This window comes from Bacillus marasmi, from assembly GCF_902168435.1.
GTDB lineage: Bacteria > Bacillota > Bacilli > Bacillales > Cytobacillaceae > Bacillus_BU > Bacillus_BU marasmi.
This window is the reverse complement of the sequence record NZ_LR656180.1, coordinates 15,207-31,652: the sequence shown is the minus strand read 5'-3', so window position 1 is coordinate 31,652 and position 16,446 is coordinate 15,207. Positions and strand designations below refer to the sequence as shown.

Genomic DNA, 16,446 nt, shown 5'->3' with positions numbered 1-16,446 from the left:
GGAAATCAAATGGCAAACAAATTACAAATTACCCTCACTCGCAGTCTTATTGGTCGTCCACAAGACCAACGCGAAACTGTTAAGGCTCTTGGTTTACGTAAGGTTAACCAAACGGTTGAGCAGCAAGATAATCCCGCAATCCGCGGAATGATTAAAAAAGTTGCTCACCTTATTACTGTAAAAGAACAATAATTTGATTCTTTTTACCTATAAGGAGGTGCCCATATGAAACTTCATGAATTAAAACCTGCAGAAGGATCTCGTAAAGAACGTAAACGTTTAGGACGTGGTATCGGTTCTGGTCAAGGGAAAACTGCCGGGAAAGGTCATAAAGGACAAAACGCTCGTTCAGGCGGCGGTGTTCGTCTTGGCTTTGAGGGTGGTCAAACACCATTATTCCGTCGTTTACCAAAACGTGGTTTTACTAACATCAACCGTAAGGAATACGCAATCGTAAACCTTGATGTATTAAATCGCTTTGAAGAAGGAACAGAAGTTACTCCAGAACTTCTTCTTGAAACAGGATTTGTTAGCAGTGAGAAAGCAGGAATTAAGATTCTTGCCAATGGTAGTGTAGAGAAAAAACTTACAGTGAAAGCACATAAATTTTCCTCTGCTGCGAAAGAAGCTATTGAAGCTGCCGGTGGAACAACTGAGGTGATCTAATGTTCCGTTCAATCTCCAATTTTATGCGCGTGGGTGAAATTAGAAATAAAATTATCTTCACCCTCTTAATGTTGATTGTATTTCGACTTGGGACATTTATTCCTGTCCCTAACGTAAATGCAGAATTATTACGAGCTCAAGATGAGTTAGGTGTTTTTGGGGTTTTGAATATCTTTGGCGGCGGTGCGTTGCAAAACTTCTCGATTTTTGCAATGGGGATTATGCCATACATCACCGCGTCGATTATTATGCAGTTACTCCAAATGGATGTTGTTCCGAAATTCACTGAGTGGTCAAAACAAGGTGAAGTAGGGCGACGTAAGCTTGCTCAATTTACTCGTTACTTCACAATCGTACTTGGTTTTATCCAAGCGATTGGAATGTCTATTGGTTTCAACAACATGGCTTCAGGGATGTTAATTCAAGATGCCGGAATTCCAACTTACTTGCTTATCGCAACCGTACTTACCGCCGGAACTGCATTTTTAATGTGGTTAGGTGAACAAATTACGGCTAAAGGTGTGGGTAATGGTATTTCAATTATCATCTTTGCTGGTATTGTTGCCGGAATTCCTGCGACTGCCAATCAAATTTATGCACAACAATTTGAAGATGCAGGCGATCAATTATTCATCCGTATACTTACGGTGTTATTAATTGTATTAGCCGTTATCGCAGTTATTGTTGGGGTAATATTTGTTAACCAGGCATTACGTAAAATTCCGATTCAGTATGCTAAACGAATGGTTGATGGACGTCCTTCAGGCGGTGCGACTCATATGCCGTTAAAGGTCAACGCAGCTGGTGTTATTCCAGTTATCTTTGCTATTTCGTTTATCATTACTCCACCAACAATTGCGTCATTCTTTGGACCAAACGATGTAACGTTATGGATCCAAAAGACGTTTGACTATACAAATCCAGTCGGTATGATTATTTATGTCGCTTTAATCATTGCCTTTACTTATTTCTATGCCTTCATTCAGGTAAATCCTGAGCAGGTAGCAGAAAACCTTAAAAAGCAAGGTGGATATATTCCTGGGATTCGTCCTGGTAAGAGCACACAAGAATATTTGACAAAAGTACTTTATCGCTTAACTTTGATTGGTTCTCTTTTCTTAGCAATCATTGCGATTTTACCAGTATTCTTTGTGAAATTTGCAGATCTACCGCAATCGGCACAAATTGGTGGAACAAGTCTTCTTATCGTCGTCGGTGTAGCGCTTGACACGATGAAACAGCTTGAATCACAACTTGTGAACCGTCACTATAAAGGTTTTATTAAACAAAGTAAATAAATTGGTTTTAGGGACTAAGGGTTCCCTAAAACCGTCTAGATGAGGGGGAATAACGGTGAACTTAGTATTAATGGGTCTTCCCGGTGCCGGTAAAGGTACTCAAGCCGAGCAAATTGTCGAACAATACGGCATTCCTCATATCTCTACTGGAGATATGTTCCGTGCAGCGATGAAAGAGGGAACAGAACTTGGCTTACAAGCAAAAGCTTTTATGGATCAAGGTGCGCTTGTTCCGGATGAGGTAACAATCGGAATCGTACGTGAGCGTTTAAGCAAAGATGATTGTAAGAAAGGATTTCTACTTGATGGATTTCCTAGAACTGTACCTCAAGCTGAAGCACTCGAAGATATCCTTACTCAACTAGACAAAAAAATCGACTATGTTATAAATATTGATGTCGATCACGGAATCCTAATGGAGCGTTTAACTGGTCGCCGCATTTGTAAAGCTTGCGGAGCCACTTATCATTTAGTTTTTAATCCTCCAGCACAAGAAGGTAAATGTGACCGTTGTGACGGAGAATTATATCAACGTGCAGATGATAATGCAGAAACTGTTCAAAATCGCTTAGATGTGAACATGCAACAGGCTCAGCCTTTATTAGATTTCTATGATTCAAAAGGCTATCTACGTAACATCGATGGTCAGCGTGATATTAAAATCGTATTTGCTGATATCGCAGAGCTACTTGGGGGCTTAAAATAATGATCATTTGTAAAACCCCGCGTGAAATTGAGATTATGCGCGAAGCAGGGCGAATAGTTGCACTCACACATGAGGAACTAAAGAAACATATTCGTCCGGGGATTACAACGAAGGAACTAGATGTTATTGCCGAACAGTTTATCCTAAAACAGGGTGCAATTCCATCTTTTAAAGGGTATAATGGTTTTCGTGGCAGCATCTGTGCTTCTGTCAACGATGAATTAGTTCACGGAATACCAGGTGATCGTGTATTAAAGAATGGTGACGTCATCAGTATTGATATCGGCGCCAAATACAATGGTTATCATGGAGATTCAGCTTGGACTTACCCCGTCGGCGAAATTAGTGATGAAACGAAACGTCTATTAGAAGTTACGGAAGAATCGCTGTTTGTCGGCCTTAAGGAAGCTAAGCCTGGTGAACGCCTATCAAACATCTCTCATGCGATTCAAACGTATGTAGAGGCAAACGGTTTTTCGATTGTACGCGAGTATGTCGGGCATGGAGTAGGGCAAGACTTACATGAGGATCCTCAAATTCCTCATTATGGTCCACCTAATAAAGGACCCCGATTAAAGCCAGGCATGGTACTTGCGATTGAACCGATGGTGAATGCTGGTAGTCGATATGTCAAAACATTGACAGATGACTGGACAGTTGTAACAGTTGATGGGTGTATGTGTGCTCATTTTGAGCATACGATTGCGATCACAGAAACAGGTTACGAAATTTTAACCATAGCATAATGCTAGGTTCACGTATGCAGGCTGACTCGAGGAAACGAAAAATTCGGTCTTGTCTTTCTAATACAGTTTGTGAAGAAATACGTACTTGAACAAAGAAAGGAGACAGTTTGATGGCGAAAGATGATGTAATTGAAGTCGAAGGTACAGTTGTTGAAACTTTGCCCAATGCCATGTTTAAGGTAGAATTAGAAAATGGTCATTCTGTGTTAGCTCATGTATCTGGGAAAATCCGCATGCACTTTATTCGGATCTTACCAGGGGATAAAGTTACTGTAGAGCTTTCTCCGTATGATCTAACTCGTGGAAGAATCACGTATCGCTTTAAATAGTCCTTTGCACTCCGTACTATTAAGGAGGTTAGAATAATGAAAGTAAGACCATCAGTTAAACCAATCTGTGAAAAATGTAAAGTTATTCGCAGACGCGGTAAAGTTATGGTTATCTGCGAAAACCCAAAACATAAACAAAAACAAGGTTAATATGAAGGAGGTGCTGAACGAATGGCACGTATTGCTGGTGTGGATGTACCGCGCGAAAAGCGCATCGTAATCTCATTAACTTACATTTACGGTATTGGTAGACCAACTGCTCAAAAAATTCTTGCTGAAGCAGGTGTTTCTGAAGATACTCGTGTTCGTGATTTAACAGAAGAAGAGTTAAATAAAATCCGTGATGTAATCGATAAATTAAAGGTTGAAGGTGATCTTCGACGTGAAATTTCATTAAATATCAAACGTTTAATGGAAATCGGTTCATATCGTGGTCTTCGTCACCGTCGTGGCTTACCAGTTCGCGGACAAAATACGAAGAACAATGCTCGTACTCGTAAAGGTCCTCGTAAGACTGTAGCGAACAAGAAAAAATAATAAGTAAAGGAGGTACTCATTTAAATGGCTCGTAAAACTAATACTCGTAAACGCCGTGTGAAAAAGAATATTGAATCTGGAGTTGCACATATTCGTTCAACTTTCAACAATACAATTGTAACTATCACTGACCCACACGGTAATGCAATTTCTTGGTCAAGTGCTGGTGCGCTTGGATTTAAAGGTTCACGTAAATCTACTCCATTCGCAGCACAAATGGCGGCTGAAACAGCTGCAAAAACATCAATGGAACATGGTATGAAATCTCTTGAAGTAACAGTTAAAGGACCTGGCGCAGGACGTGAAGCTGCAATCCGTGCTCTTCAAGCTGCTGGTCTTGAAGTTACCTCTATTAAAGACGTAACTCCAGTTCCACATAACGGATGTCGTCCACCAAAACGTCGCCGCGTATAATTTTTCTGTATAGATTTTGTATCATGCGTCTATAATGGGTTATGATACTAATTTTATGCGTTCATACAGAATAATTTATCCAGTTGTTGTGCACAAACGGGATCGTATGCAGGGGGAATTTCGGTTAAGTGAATAACCGGGGTTTCGACGTTTTGAAGGAGGGTATATTTGATGATCGAAATAGAAAAACCAAAAATCGAAACGGTTGAGATCAACGATGATGCCAAGTACGGAAAGTTCGTCGTAGAACCACTTGAGCGTGGATATGGTACTACTTTGGGTAACTCCTTACGTCGTATCCTTTTATCCTCACTTCCTGGTGCAGCAGTCACATCGATTCAAATTGATGGAGTGCTACATGAATTTTCCACGATCGAAGGCGTCGTTGAAGATGTATCGTCCATTATTCTTAATATTAAAAAGCTAGCTCTTAAAATCTACTCAGATGAAGAAAAGACGCTAGAAATCGATGTTAAGGGTGAAGGTGTTGTAACGGCAGCAGATGTAACTCACGATAGTGATGTAGAGATCTTAAATCCAGACCTTCACATTGCTACACTTGGTACAAATGGCCATTTTCGTATGCGTTTAACCGCTAGACGAGGTCGCGGTTATACTCCCGCTGATCAAAATAAACGAGAAGACCAGCCAATTGGTGTTATTCCGATCGACTCCATCTATACACCAGTAGCACGTGTATCCTACCAAGTAGAAAATACTCGTGTTGGTCAAATGACTAACTATGATAAGTTAACATTTGATGTTTGGACAGATGGTAGCACTGGACCTAAAGAAGCGATTGCTTTAGGTGCTAAAATCTTAACTGAGCATTTGAATATTTTTGTTGGTTTAACTGACGAAGCTCAAAATGCTGAGATTATGGTTGAAAAAGAAGAGGATCAAAAAGAAAAAGTTCTTGAAATGACTATTGAGGAACTGGATCTTTCTGTTCGTTCGTATAATTGCTTAAAACGTGCTGGAATCAACACTGTTCAGGAATTAGCTAATAAGACTGAAGAAGATATGATGAAGGTTCGTAACTTAGGTAGAAAATCTCTAGAAGAAGTTAAAGCTAAATTAGAGGAACTAGGCTTAGGCTTACGTAAGGATGACTAGTCTGACATCTTATAATCGGTTTAATTTTAATAGAGAAGAACACTTCAACAAAGGAGGGAAACTTTCATGGCTTACAGAAAGTTAGGACGTACAAGCGCTCAACGTAAAGCAATGCTTAGAGATTTAACAACAGACCTAATCATTAATGAGCGTATTGAAACAACTGAAACTCGTGCGAAAGAACTTCGTTCGACAGTTGAAAAAATGATTACTCTAGGTAAGCGCGGAGACTTACATGCTCGTCGTCAAGCTGCTGCATACATTCGTAATGAAGTTGCAAATGCTGAAACGAATCAAGATGCGCTTCAAAAACTTTTCGCTGACATCGCTCCTCGTTATGAAGAGCGTCAAGGTGGCTACACTCGTATCATGAAACTTGGACCACGCCGTGGTGACGGTGCACCAATGGTCATCATCGAGTTAGTTTAATATTTTTGACTAACAACAAGGGCGAGGACAGTTTACTTACAAACTTGTTCTTTGCCCTTTTTCTTTAAAAAGGGAAATATCTATACTGTTACGTATAGCATTCCACGACTGAACCAAGCCCATACTGAGCGTTATGATGAGCAGGATATGTTTTAGAAATTAGATTGTATAAGCTTGCGAATTTGATCTAAGTATTTTCTATTCCTGACTCGTTTAGCTCATGCACCTCTACCTAATTTCCCGTTTGGGAATGCAAAATACGAAATGCAACGATGTGTTTTCGTATAGGTTGGGGTGCAGGCTTTTTTTATTTTCAAAAAAATAAATTAGAGATAGCTGAGCTGAGGCCGAGATAGGGGAGGACATTCATGCGTATTCCACTCGTAAAAATAGACAATATTAGCTTCCAATACGATATTCAGGATAGTTTTGCATTACATCACGTTTCGTTAGAGGTTTACGAAGGAGAATGGTTGGCAATTGTTGGTCACAATGGTTCAGGCAAATCTACACTTGCGAAAATTTTAAATGGCTTACAGTTTCCACAGGACGGTTCTGTTATAGTGTGTGGATTTGAACTATCAGAAGACACAGTTTGGGATGTCCGCAAGCAAATTGGTATGGTATTTCAAAATCCTGATAACCAGTTTGTAGGTACAACTGTGGAGGATGATGTGGCTTTTGGTTTAGAAAACTTAGGAGTTCCACGAGAAGTCATGCTGGAACGAATTCCTGATTCTTTGCAAAAGGTTAATATGGCATCATTTCTTGATCAAGAGCCGCACCATCTGTCAGGTGGTCAAAAGCAACGGGTGGCCATTGCCAGTGTTTTAGCCCTTCAGCCTTCTATCATTATTTTGGATGAAGCAACATCGATGCTTGACCCCAGAGGCCGAGAGGAAGTGTTAAGGACTGTCCGTGAATTAAAACAAGCTCGTAATATTACGGTGATTTCGATTACTCATGATCTTGAAGAGGCAGCAAAGGCTGATAGAATCATTGTCATGAATAAAGGACAGTTATATAAGGAAGGAACACCTGAGGAAATATTTGCACTCGATGAGGAATTAATTCAATTAGGATTGGATATTCCCTTCCCTGTAAAACTTGGCAAGCAGCTCCGAAGACAAGGTTTTCCACTTACAAAGAATTTTCTATCTGAAGAAGAGTTGGTGAATGAATTATGGAAATTTCACTCCAACAAGTAGAGCATCGTTACCAGCGAGGTACACCGTTTGAAAGGCTAGCAATTCAAAATGTTACGATTGAAATTCCATCAGGCTCTTTCATTGCGATTATTGGTCACACTGGTTCAGGAAAATCCACAGTTCTACAACATCTTAATGCGTTATTACTCCCTTCTAAGGGCGAGGTAAAAATAGGTGACCGACTGATAACGGCGAATAAAAAGGAAAAGAATTTAAAGTCGATTAGGCAAAAGGTCGGAATTGTATTCCAGTTCCCGGAGCATCAGTTATTTGAAGAAACGGTTGAAAAGGACATATGCTTTGGACCAATGAATTTCGGAGTGTCAGAAGCGGTTGCCAAAGAGCGAGCTCAGGCTGCTATTCATCAGGTTGGCCTAGATGAAACCATTCTTCAAAGATCACCTTTTGATTTATCTGGAGGGCAAATGCGCCGGGTTGCGATTGCAGGTGTGTTAGCTATGGAACCAGACGTCATTGTGTTAGATGAACCAACTGCAGGTTTAGATCCGCGTGGACGTAAGGAAATAATGGATATGTTTTATCGACTTCATCAAGAAAGAGCTCTTTCAACGGTTGTAGTTACTCATAGTATGGAGGATGCTGCCCGATATGCTGATCGAATTTTTGTTATGCATAAAGGGGAGGTTTATCGACAGGGGACACCCGAGGAAATTTTCTCTTCACCTGAAGGCTTAATAGAATTAGGTTTGGATGTTCCTGAAGTTATTCGCTTCCAGCAAAAATTTGAGCAACGTCTTGGGATAAAATTAGCCAAGCCTTATTTAACAATGGAAGAGCTTACTGAAGCCATTACCTCTTATTATCAAGGAGGGAACCTATTATGATGGATAAGATGATTTTCGGTCGTTATGTTCCTGCCGATTCAATTATTCATCGGATGGATCCCCGTTCCAAGCTGACACTCGTATTTTTATTTGTTTGTATCGTCTTTATTGCCAATAATCCGATTACTTACGGAATTTTAACAGCTTATACATTATTGATGGTCGCTAGTTCGAAGATTTCGATAAGGTTTCTATATGGTGGGTTAAAGCCTGTATTATGGCTAATTTTATTTACACTATTGCTGCATATCTTTTTAACAAAAGGCGGAGCACTATTATATGAGCTTGGACCTTTGAAGATTTACGAAAATGGTTTACGGCAAGGGATTTTTATTTCGATACGCTTCTTCCTGTTGATTTTAATGACGTCTTTATTAACCTTAACGACGACGCCAATCGAAATTACCGATGGACTTGAGACGCTATTAGGCCCTCTTAAAAAAGTAAAATTTCCGGTTCATGAATTAGCGCTGATGATGTCGATATCATTGCGATTTATCCCTACACTTATGCAGGAAACGGATAAAATCATGAAAGCGCAAATTGCCCGTGGAGTCGAGTTTACGAGCGGGCCGATGAAAGAACGCGTTAAAGCAATCGTCCCCTTATTAATACCGTTATTTATTAGTTCGTTTAAACGGGCTGAGGAGCTCGCGGTAGCCATGGAGGCAAGAGGATACCGAGGCGGGGAAGGAAGAACGAAATATCGTTTGTTAAAGTGGGGCATGAGCGATTCAATAATGCTGCTTATTCTTGCGGTAGTAGCTGTTGTCGCTTATTTTTTAAGAACGTAATGAGGTATAACAATGCAACGTTATAAATGTGTAATCGCATATGTCGGGACGGCATTTTCAGGCTATCAAGTTCAGCCGAATAAACGAACAGTCCAGAGTGAATTTGAGTCGGCTTTGCAAAAGCTTCATAAGGGTGAACAGGTGCGGATTTTTGCGTCGGGAAGAACGGATGCAGGTGTGCATGCTAAAGGTCAGGTAATCCACTTTGATTCACCGTTAAAAATACCGGTAGAGAAGTGGACAATTGCTCTAAATACGCTGCTGCCGCACGATATATCAGTGCTAAAAACTGAAGCTGCACCAAATGATTTTCATGCAAGGTTCGATGTTATTGCTAAGGAATATCGCTATTATTTACACTTATCTACGATTCGTGATCCGTTTCAGCATAATTTTGCCTATCAATTTAAATATCCATTAAATACAGAAGCAATCGTAACAGCATCAAAATTATTGCTAGGTACCCACGATTTTACTAGCTTTTGCTCAGCAAAAACCGAAGTTGAGGATCGAGTTCGGACGATTCATGAAATCGACATGATAGAAGATGAAGATTTACTCGTATTTCGATTTGTTGGTAATGGTTTTTTATATAACATGGTGAGAATTTTGGTTGGAACTTTGTTAGAGATTGGTTCTGGAGAGCGTGATGCCGCTACTATTCCAGCCATTTTAGCAAGCCACGATCGAACAAAAGCAGGCAAAACTGCTCCTGCACATGGATTATATTTATGGGAAGTTTTTTATTAAGGCAACTATTCCTGGTGTTGACAATTTGCCACCGACAAGTTATTATATAAAACGGTATGTATATTAACCCCACAATGAGCCCCGGAAGAGCAATTTGTGTAAAAATAATATATGGACAATCTGATTAGATTATTTAGGAGGGAAATTCATGCGTACAACGTTTATGGCTAATTCAAACAATATTGAACGTAAATGGTACGTGATTGATGCTGAAGGTCAAACTTTAGGTCGCCTTGCAAGTGAAGTAGCATCAATTTTACGTGGAAAAAATAAACCAACTTTTACACCACATGTTGACACTGGTGATCATGTTATTATCATCAATGCAGCTAAGATCGAACTTACAGGTAAAAAATTAACTGATAAAATTTACTATCGTCACACAAACCACCCAGGTGGATTAAAGCAAAGAACAGCGCTTGAAATGCGTACAAAATACCCTGAACAAATGTTAGAGCTTGCTATCAAAGGCATGCTTCCAAAGAATTCTCTTGGACGTCAAATGTTCAAGAAATTACACGTTTATGCAGGTAGCGAACACCAACAACAAGCACAAAAACCAGAAGTTTATACACTTCGCGGATAATTTTAAGAGGAGGTTATTTACTTGGCACAAGTTCAATATATCGGTACTGGTCGTCGTAAAAGCTCCGTTGCTCGTGTACGTTTAGTTCCAGGTAACGGTACAATCACAATCAACGATCGTGAAATCACAGATTACATCCCATTCGAAGCATTACGTGAAGTGGTTAAACAACCATTAAACGCTACAGAAACTTTAGGTAGCTACGATGTGCTTGTAAACGTTAAAGGTGGAGGTTATACTGGTCAAGCTGGCGCTATCCGCCACGGTATCGCTCGTGCGTTACTTCAAGCTGATCCAGAATTCCGTCCAACATTAAAGCGTGCAGGCTTATTAACTCGTGACGCTCGTATGAAAGAACGTAAAAAATACGGTCTTAAAGGCGCTCGTCGTGCACCTCAGTTCTCAAAACGTTAATTATCAACGCTTCAAAGGCTCTCAAGCATTTTGCTTGGGGGTCTTTTTTGTTGCAAAATTATGCTCGTGACCATATTTTGACCATATAAATTTTCTTTGACCACATCTGACCGTGAACTACAGCTCGATGTACTTTTGAAATTTGGATGCTGTTTGCTCTTTAAGAGTATTTGTTACGTGGGTGTAGATGTTCATTGTCATCTGAATATCGGTGTGACCTAGTCGTTCCTGTACCTCTTTGATGCTGGCTCCAGCTTCAAATAAAAGGGAAGCATGAGTATGCCTAAGACCATGAATGGTAATGGGATGAAGATCATGTTTCTTAATCAAGCTATTTAGCTTTTCGTTTAGATAAGCTAAACGTAACGGTGTCCCATCATCCCTAGTAAAAACCACGTTATTGCCACTATTTGTTTCTCCATGTGCTAATTCCTCCTTTATTTGGCTTATACGCCACTTTTTAAGTAAGGTTAGTGTCTGGGTGTCTAAACTAATTAACCGCTTAGATTCCTTCGTTTTTGGCGTCTGAAAAAGGTGCTGTCCATTGGTTTGAAATAATGTTTTCCATAGCCGTATTGAGCCAACTTCAAAATCAATATCACCCCAAGTTAGTGCTAAAAGCTCGCCTTTTCGAGCTCCGGTATAAATTAGTAAGTGAAAAAGAACGTGATCCCGAAATGAAATTTCCTTTTGGGATGTGGACAAAAATCTCCTCACTTCATCTTTCGTCCAATAATTACGCTCGTCAGCTTCATCTTCTTCATTTAACTGTTCCTTTTGCTGTTTTGGTATGGAAACATGCTCCATTGGGTTCCTTGAAATAATGTCCATTTTAACAGCATATTTAAATACCTGGTTCGCTTGGATCTTAATATCATTAACAGATGCAATAGTATCAGCAACATCGTTTATCATCTTTTGGCAGTATGCCTTGCTAATATCTTTAATTTTTAATTTTCCGAACCGGGGAAGTATATGAGTTCTAAATTTGGATTCGATTGTTTTCCTTGTGCTTGTTTTAATAGTTTTAATGTGGTTGGCAAACCACTGATTGAAAACCTCCTCATATGTAAGGCTGCAGTTATTAATCATTACACCGCTTGCGACCTCCTGTTCCAGCTTTATTGCTGCAGCCATTGCTTCCTTTTTGGTTTTAAATCCTCTACGTGTTGTTTGCTTTTTTTCTCCTGTCTCCGGGTCTGGTGTGGTGTACATTTTGAACAACCACCTTAGGCCTTCCTTTGTTTGATACTTTTGAAATGATGCCATAATGTGCATTCCTTTCCCTTTAAGTAAATTTTATAGTGACTTAATCTTAAAAGTGCAAAAGTGCGTTTAATCTAAAATTTGTTTAATCCGCTTAAGGATTTTCTTTTCGCCACTTAAACCATCCTCAATTAACGAATAGAATATGTTTTCAATCTCTTGTTCATTACGATTAGGAAATTCGGACTTAATATTGCCTAACCAAATATTCAACTTGTGTCTATATGTGTTGTCTGAATTTCGACACTTATCATCACAATATTGATTTGCTGGATTCCTAGGAATAAACGGTTTTCTGCAGTTTTTCCATTTGCAATGTGTAAAGCTTTTCCCTTCACCAAAGTCTAAAAGTAATCTTAAGTAATTTGCTGAAAGCAACGAAGTGAATCTCCATCCCATAATTCCTTTGCTTTCTTTTGCGTTCCAAAAGATTTGTGGACTTACGTCTTTGACCATTTCATTCAATTTTAAGAACGGCACTAATGCCTTCCCAACCTCATTTTCGATTGCCTTACGTTTTCTATTGTTTTCACCTGGATAGTTTGGCCCTTCATTTTGGCTCATTTTTTCAATGAAGTCTTTTTTGTTCCCTTTGCTGTAGAATTCAATCGGTAACTTATAATCGCGATATTTCACCAATTCTGTGATGATTTGCTGGTAGTCTCTTATAGCTTGCTGAAAAACTAAAAGAGGTTCACGATCTCTCTCTCCTCTCCTCCTTGTACGGTCGCGGTACAATTCTCGAATCTCCGGAAATTCCAAGCCGAAATGAGGGATTTTTAACAATTCAGCTAGGAGATTTATTTCGTTGTACTTTACTACGTGCTTCAAGCCTAGAAGACCCCAAGTGTTTACGAAAAACAAAATATCCTCGTAATTATTTGGATCAATTCTACTTAGCGCCACATGGGGTGAAGATTTCAAGTGTTCCAGCTTATTCTTCGGTCGGGAATATAAAATTTCTTGGTTTAACGGCTCGTAAACAGCCTTTTCAGATCCCCTCTTAATTATGATGTAGTCAATTCCATGCTCGTTTGATATTTCGTACTGTTGCCTGGTCCAAACGGAATTGTTGATAAATGTGTTACTCTCCATTAAAACACCTCCTTCTTTTTGATAATCACTTTATTATGGTTAAGTGATTACTAATTAATAATACAATAAATTAGAAACATCATCAACCACAACTAAAGAGTTGGTTTGAGTTTCGAGTACATTGAATGAAATGGGGGCTACGGCTTGAAACACACCGCAAACCAAGAGATCAGACACCTCATTAAGTCAAAAGGATATTCACAGTGGGAAGCTGGCGAATTTTTGGGGTTTGGTGAAAGTGTATTTTCCAGAATGCTTCGTAAGGAGCTGAATTCGGCACAAAAGGAAGATTTGATGTCTAAACTACAAAAGCTGGAGGAAAGGCAATGAAACTTAACTTTGAATTGCCGCCAGATGTATTGCTTATTAAACGTGATGACCTAAAAATAATTTTGCAAGAAATTCTGGAAGAAGTGCATCTTCAAATAAGTAGCACTGAGGTAATGACGATAAGAGAAGCTGCGGAATTTCTAAAGGTTAGTGAACCAACGATTCGAAATATGATCGCAAGCAATGATATTCCCTTTTTTCGACGAGGGCAAGTTATTCGTTTGAATCGAAGGGATATACAAGATTGGTTACGTTATTATGCCCAAAAGTAAGAGTAAGCAAAAAAACAGTCGCACGTTCACGTGTCGACTGTTAATTTTACTTATTTAGCATGAAGAAGAGGTGTTATATTCAAATGCAAAATAATAGTAATATTCCACAGGAACATTTTGAAGATGATGATAACGGAGAAAAGAAAACACAATCACAAATATTAGTCGGTCTAGCTTCTGATATTACCTTGTTTTATGACGAACAGGATAATTCTTATGCAAGGATAAAAGTCAAAGGTCATTATGAAGTTTGGCCAATTCGCTCAAGCGGCTTTAGAGACATATTGACCTATAGATATATGAATCTCCATAAAAACAAAGACAAAGTTCCGGGTAATCAAGCACTCCAAGATGCTCTTAGGGCATTAGATGCAAAAGCGAGATTAGAAGGAAAAATAGAAAAGGTTCATGTAAGGATTGCAGAGACCGTAGATAGTATTTACCTGGATCTATGCAATGATGGGTGGGAGGTAGTTGAAATAAATAAAGAGGGTTGGAGAGTGACTAATCAATATCCTGTTTATTTTAAGCGGTCCAAAATAATGCAGCCACTCCCCAAACCGAATGTTGATGGGAATATAAATGATTTAAAATCATTCATTAATTACAATTCAGAAGATGATTATAAGTTAATTATAGCATGGCTATTATCTACATTTAGGGAAAATTCCCCATTTCCGATACTCACTATTCAAGGCGAACAAGGTAGTGCGAAAAGTACCACAACCAAAGTGTTAAGATCATTGATAGACCCAAGCGCGCTCTCGTTAAGGGCATTACCTAGTGATGAAAGAGATCTTTCCATAGCGGCTAACAATACTTGGATATTAACTTTCGATAATTTGAGTGGCCTAAATAGCCAAATGAGTGATGCTCTTTGCAAAGTTTCAACAGGCGGTGGGCTGTCAACGCGAAAGTTATTTACTGATGATGAGGAATCTGTATTTAACATTATGAGACCAATCATATTGAACGGAATTGATGATATAGCTAAACGCCAGGACTTATTGGATAGATCTATAGTAATCAACCTACCCTCTATTCCGGAAAAAAGAAGAACCGATGAGAAAACCTTTTGGGAAAATTTCGCAAGCAAAAAAGACAGTATTCTAGGTGCATTATGCACAATAGTTAGCAAAACTCTTGAAGTGCTACCCCACACTGAACTTGGAAATAAGCCGAGGATGGCAGACTTTGCATTATGGATTACAGCAGCAGAAGAAGCCCTAAATTGGGATAAAGGCGAGTTTATTCGTATTTATCAAATCAATCGTGATGTGGCGATAGAACAAGGTATAGAATCAGACCCATTCGCATGCTCAATTTTAGAATTAATCAAAAGAAAAGGTAAATGGATCGGAAACGCTACACAACTGTTAGCGGAAGCAGCTTATTTTACTGATGACAGGACATTAAGGAGTAAATCATGGCCAACAGCTAGGAACGTTAGAAACCGATTAAGACGTATTAATCCGGCATTGAGGAAAATGGGCTATTTATATGTCGAATGGGAAAATAAAATGAAAAAAACATTAAAGTTAGAGAGAGTTGGAGATACATCGTCATTAACGTCATATAGTAATCAAACAGTACAAGATAAAAGGTTAACCATTGATAAAGATATGACCGAAGAAGTGGTCGATGACGGTGTACAAAAATTATCGTCATCAAGAAAACCATATGAAATCAATGTTCATGACGATAATGACGATAATGACGAAGATTTATTAATCTAATGAATCTCCAAAAACTTATGGAGCGTGTCGAAGCCTTTGGTTGTGAGTTAAGCCTAGAAGGTGAACAGTTGCGAATCAAGCATGGGAAGCGCCTTTCTGGGTTGTTAAAGGAACAGATAAAGCAAAATAAACAAGCGTTAATTGAGATATTAAATCGAGATCAAGTCGCCAGAGCAAACCATTTTCTAATCGGATTAAGAGGTACATTATATTTTAAATCTGTTAGCAAACAGAGTGTTGTATATATTGAACAGATTAATGACAAATGGAGAGCATGGAGAGAAACCTATCAATCAAATTCGGAAAGATCGGTTAGTCATAAGGTCATTTTTGAGGATGCTATTTTTAACTATGTACTGCTTAGATCAAAAGGTTATTTTGATTATATTGATCGTAAGGGGAGAGCTATGCATGGAAAATAAAGAGCTGGAGCGCAAACTAAAAGAAATGCAAGAAAAGTTGAGAAGGGCGGAAAAACGAGCAGAAATTGCTTATAGAAGTGAACAAATTGCTATAAAAAATTTAGAAAGAATTGAAAACAGACGAAAAAAATAAACCCTTACTTTAGGGTGCGATATTAATAATTTAGAAGGATGCTTGCTATAGCGTCCTTCTTTGTCTAACGTTAATTATTGATTTTCCATATGGTGACAAAACATTACATTGTAACTGCAGCATTTGGAGAAAATAGAGATTAGGTTATGAAAAACGCCAGCCAAAAACAGAGTCAAAAATATGAATGATTGCCTTGCGAATCTATGCGCTAAAATCAATTTCAATGGAATAACACGCCTTCAAAGGGGAATGTACAAGACCCATCTATTTACTTTTTTAACCGCCTTTTATGATGTGCGCACCACCTTTAGTATTAAAAAGTTAGGATTAAGCTTTCTTGGCGTATTATGAGTA

Annotated in this window: 24 protein-coding genes; 22 read left to right on the top strand and 2 right to left on the bottom strand. The window is 38.9% G+C overall.

Going from position 1 to position 16,446, the window contains the following annotated elements; all coding sequences use genetic code 11:
- The first annotated feature begins 9 nt into the window (after positions 1-9).
- The 17 genes from rpmD (at position 10) to rpsI (ending at position 10,838) form a co-directional block, all read left to right on the top strand.
- Positions 10-192, top strand: a complete 183-nt coding sequence (gene rpmD / locus FXW34_RS19190; RefSeq protein WP_147535672.1) for a 50S ribosomal protein L30 — start codon at positions 10-12, stop codon at positions 190-192.
- A 33-nt stretch (positions 193-225) separates the two neighbouring features.
- A complete protein-coding gene (gene rplO, locus FXW34_RS19185; RefSeq protein WP_147535671.1) occupies positions 226-666 on the top strand; it encodes a 50S ribosomal protein L15 in 441 nt (146 codons plus the stop codon).
- Complete coding sequence (gene secY, locus FXW34_RS19180; protein ID WP_147535670.1) at positions 666-1,964, top strand: preprotein translocase subunit SecY; 1,299 nt, start codon at positions 666-668, stop codon at positions 1,962-1,964. The genes rplO and secY overlap by 1 nt, the downstream gene beginning before the upstream one ends.
- A 55-nt stretch (positions 1,965-2,019) precedes the next feature.
- Positions 2,020-2,670 (top strand): adenylate kinase, encoded by a 651-nt coding sequence (locus FXW34_RS19175; RefSeq protein WP_147535669.1) that lies wholly within the window; start codon positions 2,020-2,022, stop codon positions 2,668-2,670.
- The gene (gene map / locus FXW34_RS19170; RefSeq protein ID WP_147535668.1) at positions 2,670-3,416 is read left to right on the top strand and encodes a type I methionyl aminopeptidase; all 747 of its coding nucleotides are present in this window, start codon (positions 2,670-2,672) and stop codon (positions 3,414-3,416) included. Before FXW34_RS19175 ends, map begins: the two co-directional genes overlap by 1 nt.
- A gap of 110 nt (positions 3,417-3,526) precedes the next feature.
- A complete protein-coding gene (infA, locus tag FXW34_RS19165; protein WP_096155951.1) occupies positions 3,527-3,745 on the top strand; it encodes a translation initiation factor IF-1 in 219 nt (72 codons plus the stop codon).
- A gap of 36 nt (positions 3,746-3,781) precedes the next feature.
- Positions 3,782-3,895 carry a 50S ribosomal protein L36 gene (rpmJ, locus tag FXW34_RS19160; RefSeq protein ID WP_000868344.1) on the top strand — a complete coding sequence of 38 codons (114 nt, stop codon included), beginning with the start codon at positions 3,782-3,784 and terminating at the stop codon, positions 3,893-3,895.
- 21 nt (positions 3,896-3,916) lie between these two features.
- Positions 3,917-4,282 (top strand): 30S ribosomal protein S13, encoded by a 366-nt coding sequence (rpsM, locus tag FXW34_RS19155; RefSeq protein WP_147535667.1) that lies wholly within the window; start codon positions 3,917-3,919, stop codon positions 4,280-4,282.
- Positions 4,283-4,306: 24 nt separating this feature from the next.
- Complete coding sequence (rpsK, locus tag FXW34_RS19150; protein WP_147535666.1) at positions 4,307-4,696, top strand: 30S ribosomal protein S11; 390 nt, start codon at positions 4,307-4,309, stop codon at positions 4,694-4,696.
- A 171-nt stretch (positions 4,697-4,867) separates the two neighbouring features.
- Positions 4,868-5,812 carry a DNA-directed RNA polymerase subunit alpha gene (locus FXW34_RS19145; protein ID WP_147535665.1) on the top strand — a complete coding sequence of 315 codons (945 nt, stop codon included), beginning with the start codon at positions 4,868-4,870 and terminating at the stop codon, positions 5,810-5,812.
- A gap of 66 nt (positions 5,813-5,878) precedes the next feature.
- Positions 5,879-6,241, top strand: coding sequence for a 50S ribosomal protein L17 (gene rplQ, locus FXW34_RS19140; protein ID WP_147535664.1), 363 nt, complete (start codon positions 5,879-5,881; stop codon positions 6,239-6,241).
- A 368-nt stretch (positions 6,242-6,609) separates the two neighbouring features.
- Positions 6,610-7,449, top strand: coding sequence for an energy-coupling factor ABC transporter ATP-binding protein (locus FXW34_RS19135; protein ID WP_147535663.1), 840 nt, complete (start codon positions 6,610-6,612; stop codon positions 7,447-7,449).
- Positions 7,425-8,294 carry an energy-coupling factor ABC transporter ATP-binding protein gene (locus FXW34_RS19130; RefSeq protein ID WP_147535662.1) on the top strand — a complete coding sequence of 290 codons (870 nt, stop codon included), beginning with the start codon at positions 7,425-7,427 and terminating at the stop codon, positions 8,292-8,294. The genes FXW34_RS19135 and FXW34_RS19130 overlap by 25 nt, the downstream gene beginning before the upstream one ends.
- Entirely contained in the window at positions 8,291-9,088 is a 798-nt protein-coding gene (locus tag FXW34_RS19125; RefSeq protein ID WP_147535661.1) for an energy-coupling factor transporter transmembrane component T family protein, read from the top strand. Before FXW34_RS19130 ends, FXW34_RS19125 begins: the two co-directional genes overlap by 4 nt.
- Before the next feature lie 12 nt (positions 9,089-9,100).
- Positions 9,101-9,838, top strand: coding sequence for a tRNA pseudouridine(38-40) synthase TruA (gene truA, locus FXW34_RS19120; RefSeq protein WP_147535660.1), 738 nt, complete (start codon positions 9,101-9,103; stop codon positions 9,836-9,838).
- A gap of 148 nt (positions 9,839-9,986) precedes the next feature.
- Positions 9,987-10,424 carry a 50S ribosomal protein L13 gene (gene rplM / locus FXW34_RS19115; RefSeq protein WP_147535659.1) on the top strand — a complete coding sequence of 146 codons (438 nt, stop codon included), beginning with the start codon at positions 9,987-9,989 and terminating at the stop codon, positions 10,422-10,424.
- A 21-nt stretch (positions 10,425-10,445) separates the two neighbouring features.
- Positions 10,446-10,838, top strand: a complete 393-nt coding sequence (gene rpsI / locus FXW34_RS19110; RefSeq protein WP_147535658.1) for a 30S ribosomal protein S9 — start codon at positions 10,446-10,448, stop codon at positions 10,836-10,838.
- Between the two features lie 117 nt (positions 10,839-10,955).
- Here the strand turns inward: rpsI and FXW34_RS19105 are convergent, their stop codons facing one another.
- Both FXW34_RS19105 and FXW34_RS19100 read right to left on the bottom strand, forming a co-directional pair.
- Complete coding sequence (locus FXW34_RS19105) at positions 10,956-12,107, bottom strand: site-specific integrase (RefSeq protein ID WP_147535657.1); 1,152 nt, start codon at positions 12,105-12,107, stop codon at positions 10,956-10,958.
- Positions 12,108-12,173: 66 nt separating this feature from the next.
- Positions 12,174-13,199, bottom strand: a complete 1,026-nt coding sequence (locus tag FXW34_RS19100; protein ID WP_147535656.1) for a hypothetical protein — start codon at positions 13,197-13,199, stop codon at positions 12,174-12,176.
- A 144-nt stretch (positions 13,200-13,343) separates the two neighbouring features.
- Here FXW34_RS19100 and FXW34_RS19095 point away from each other — a divergent pair, with 144 nt between their 5' ends.
- The 5 genes from FXW34_RS19095 to FXW34_RS23080 all read left to right on the top strand — a co-directional run bounded on the left by FXW34_RS19095 (position 13,344) and on the right by FXW34_RS23080 (position 16,092).
- A complete protein-coding gene (locus FXW34_RS19095) occupies positions 13,344-13,529 on the top strand; it encodes an XRE family transcriptional regulator (RefSeq protein ID WP_147535655.1) in 186 nt (61 codons plus the stop codon).
- Complete coding sequence (locus tag FXW34_RS19090; RefSeq protein WP_147535654.1) at positions 13,526-13,801, top strand: helix-turn-helix domain-containing protein; 276 nt, start codon at positions 13,526-13,528, stop codon at positions 13,799-13,801. The genes FXW34_RS19095 and FXW34_RS19090 overlap by 4 nt, the downstream gene beginning before the upstream one ends.
- A gap of 83 nt (positions 13,802-13,884) precedes the next feature.
- Positions 13,885-15,537, top strand: a complete 1,653-nt coding sequence (locus FXW34_RS19085; protein ID WP_147535653.1) for a hypothetical protein — start codon at positions 13,885-13,887, stop codon at positions 15,535-15,537.
- Positions 15,537-15,959 carry a hypothetical protein gene (locus tag FXW34_RS19080; protein WP_147535652.1) on the top strand — a complete coding sequence of 141 codons (423 nt, stop codon included), beginning with the start codon at positions 15,537-15,539 and terminating at the stop codon, positions 15,957-15,959. Before FXW34_RS19085 ends, FXW34_RS19080 begins: the two co-directional genes overlap by 1 nt.
- Positions 15,949-16,092: a hypothetical protein gene (locus FXW34_RS23080; protein ID WP_187119035.1), complete on the top strand. Its 144-nt coding sequence runs from the start codon at positions 15,949-15,951 to the stop codon at positions 16,090-16,092. Before FXW34_RS19080 ends, FXW34_RS23080 begins: the two co-directional genes overlap by 11 nt.
- Positions 16,093-16,446 lie beyond the last annotated feature (354 nt).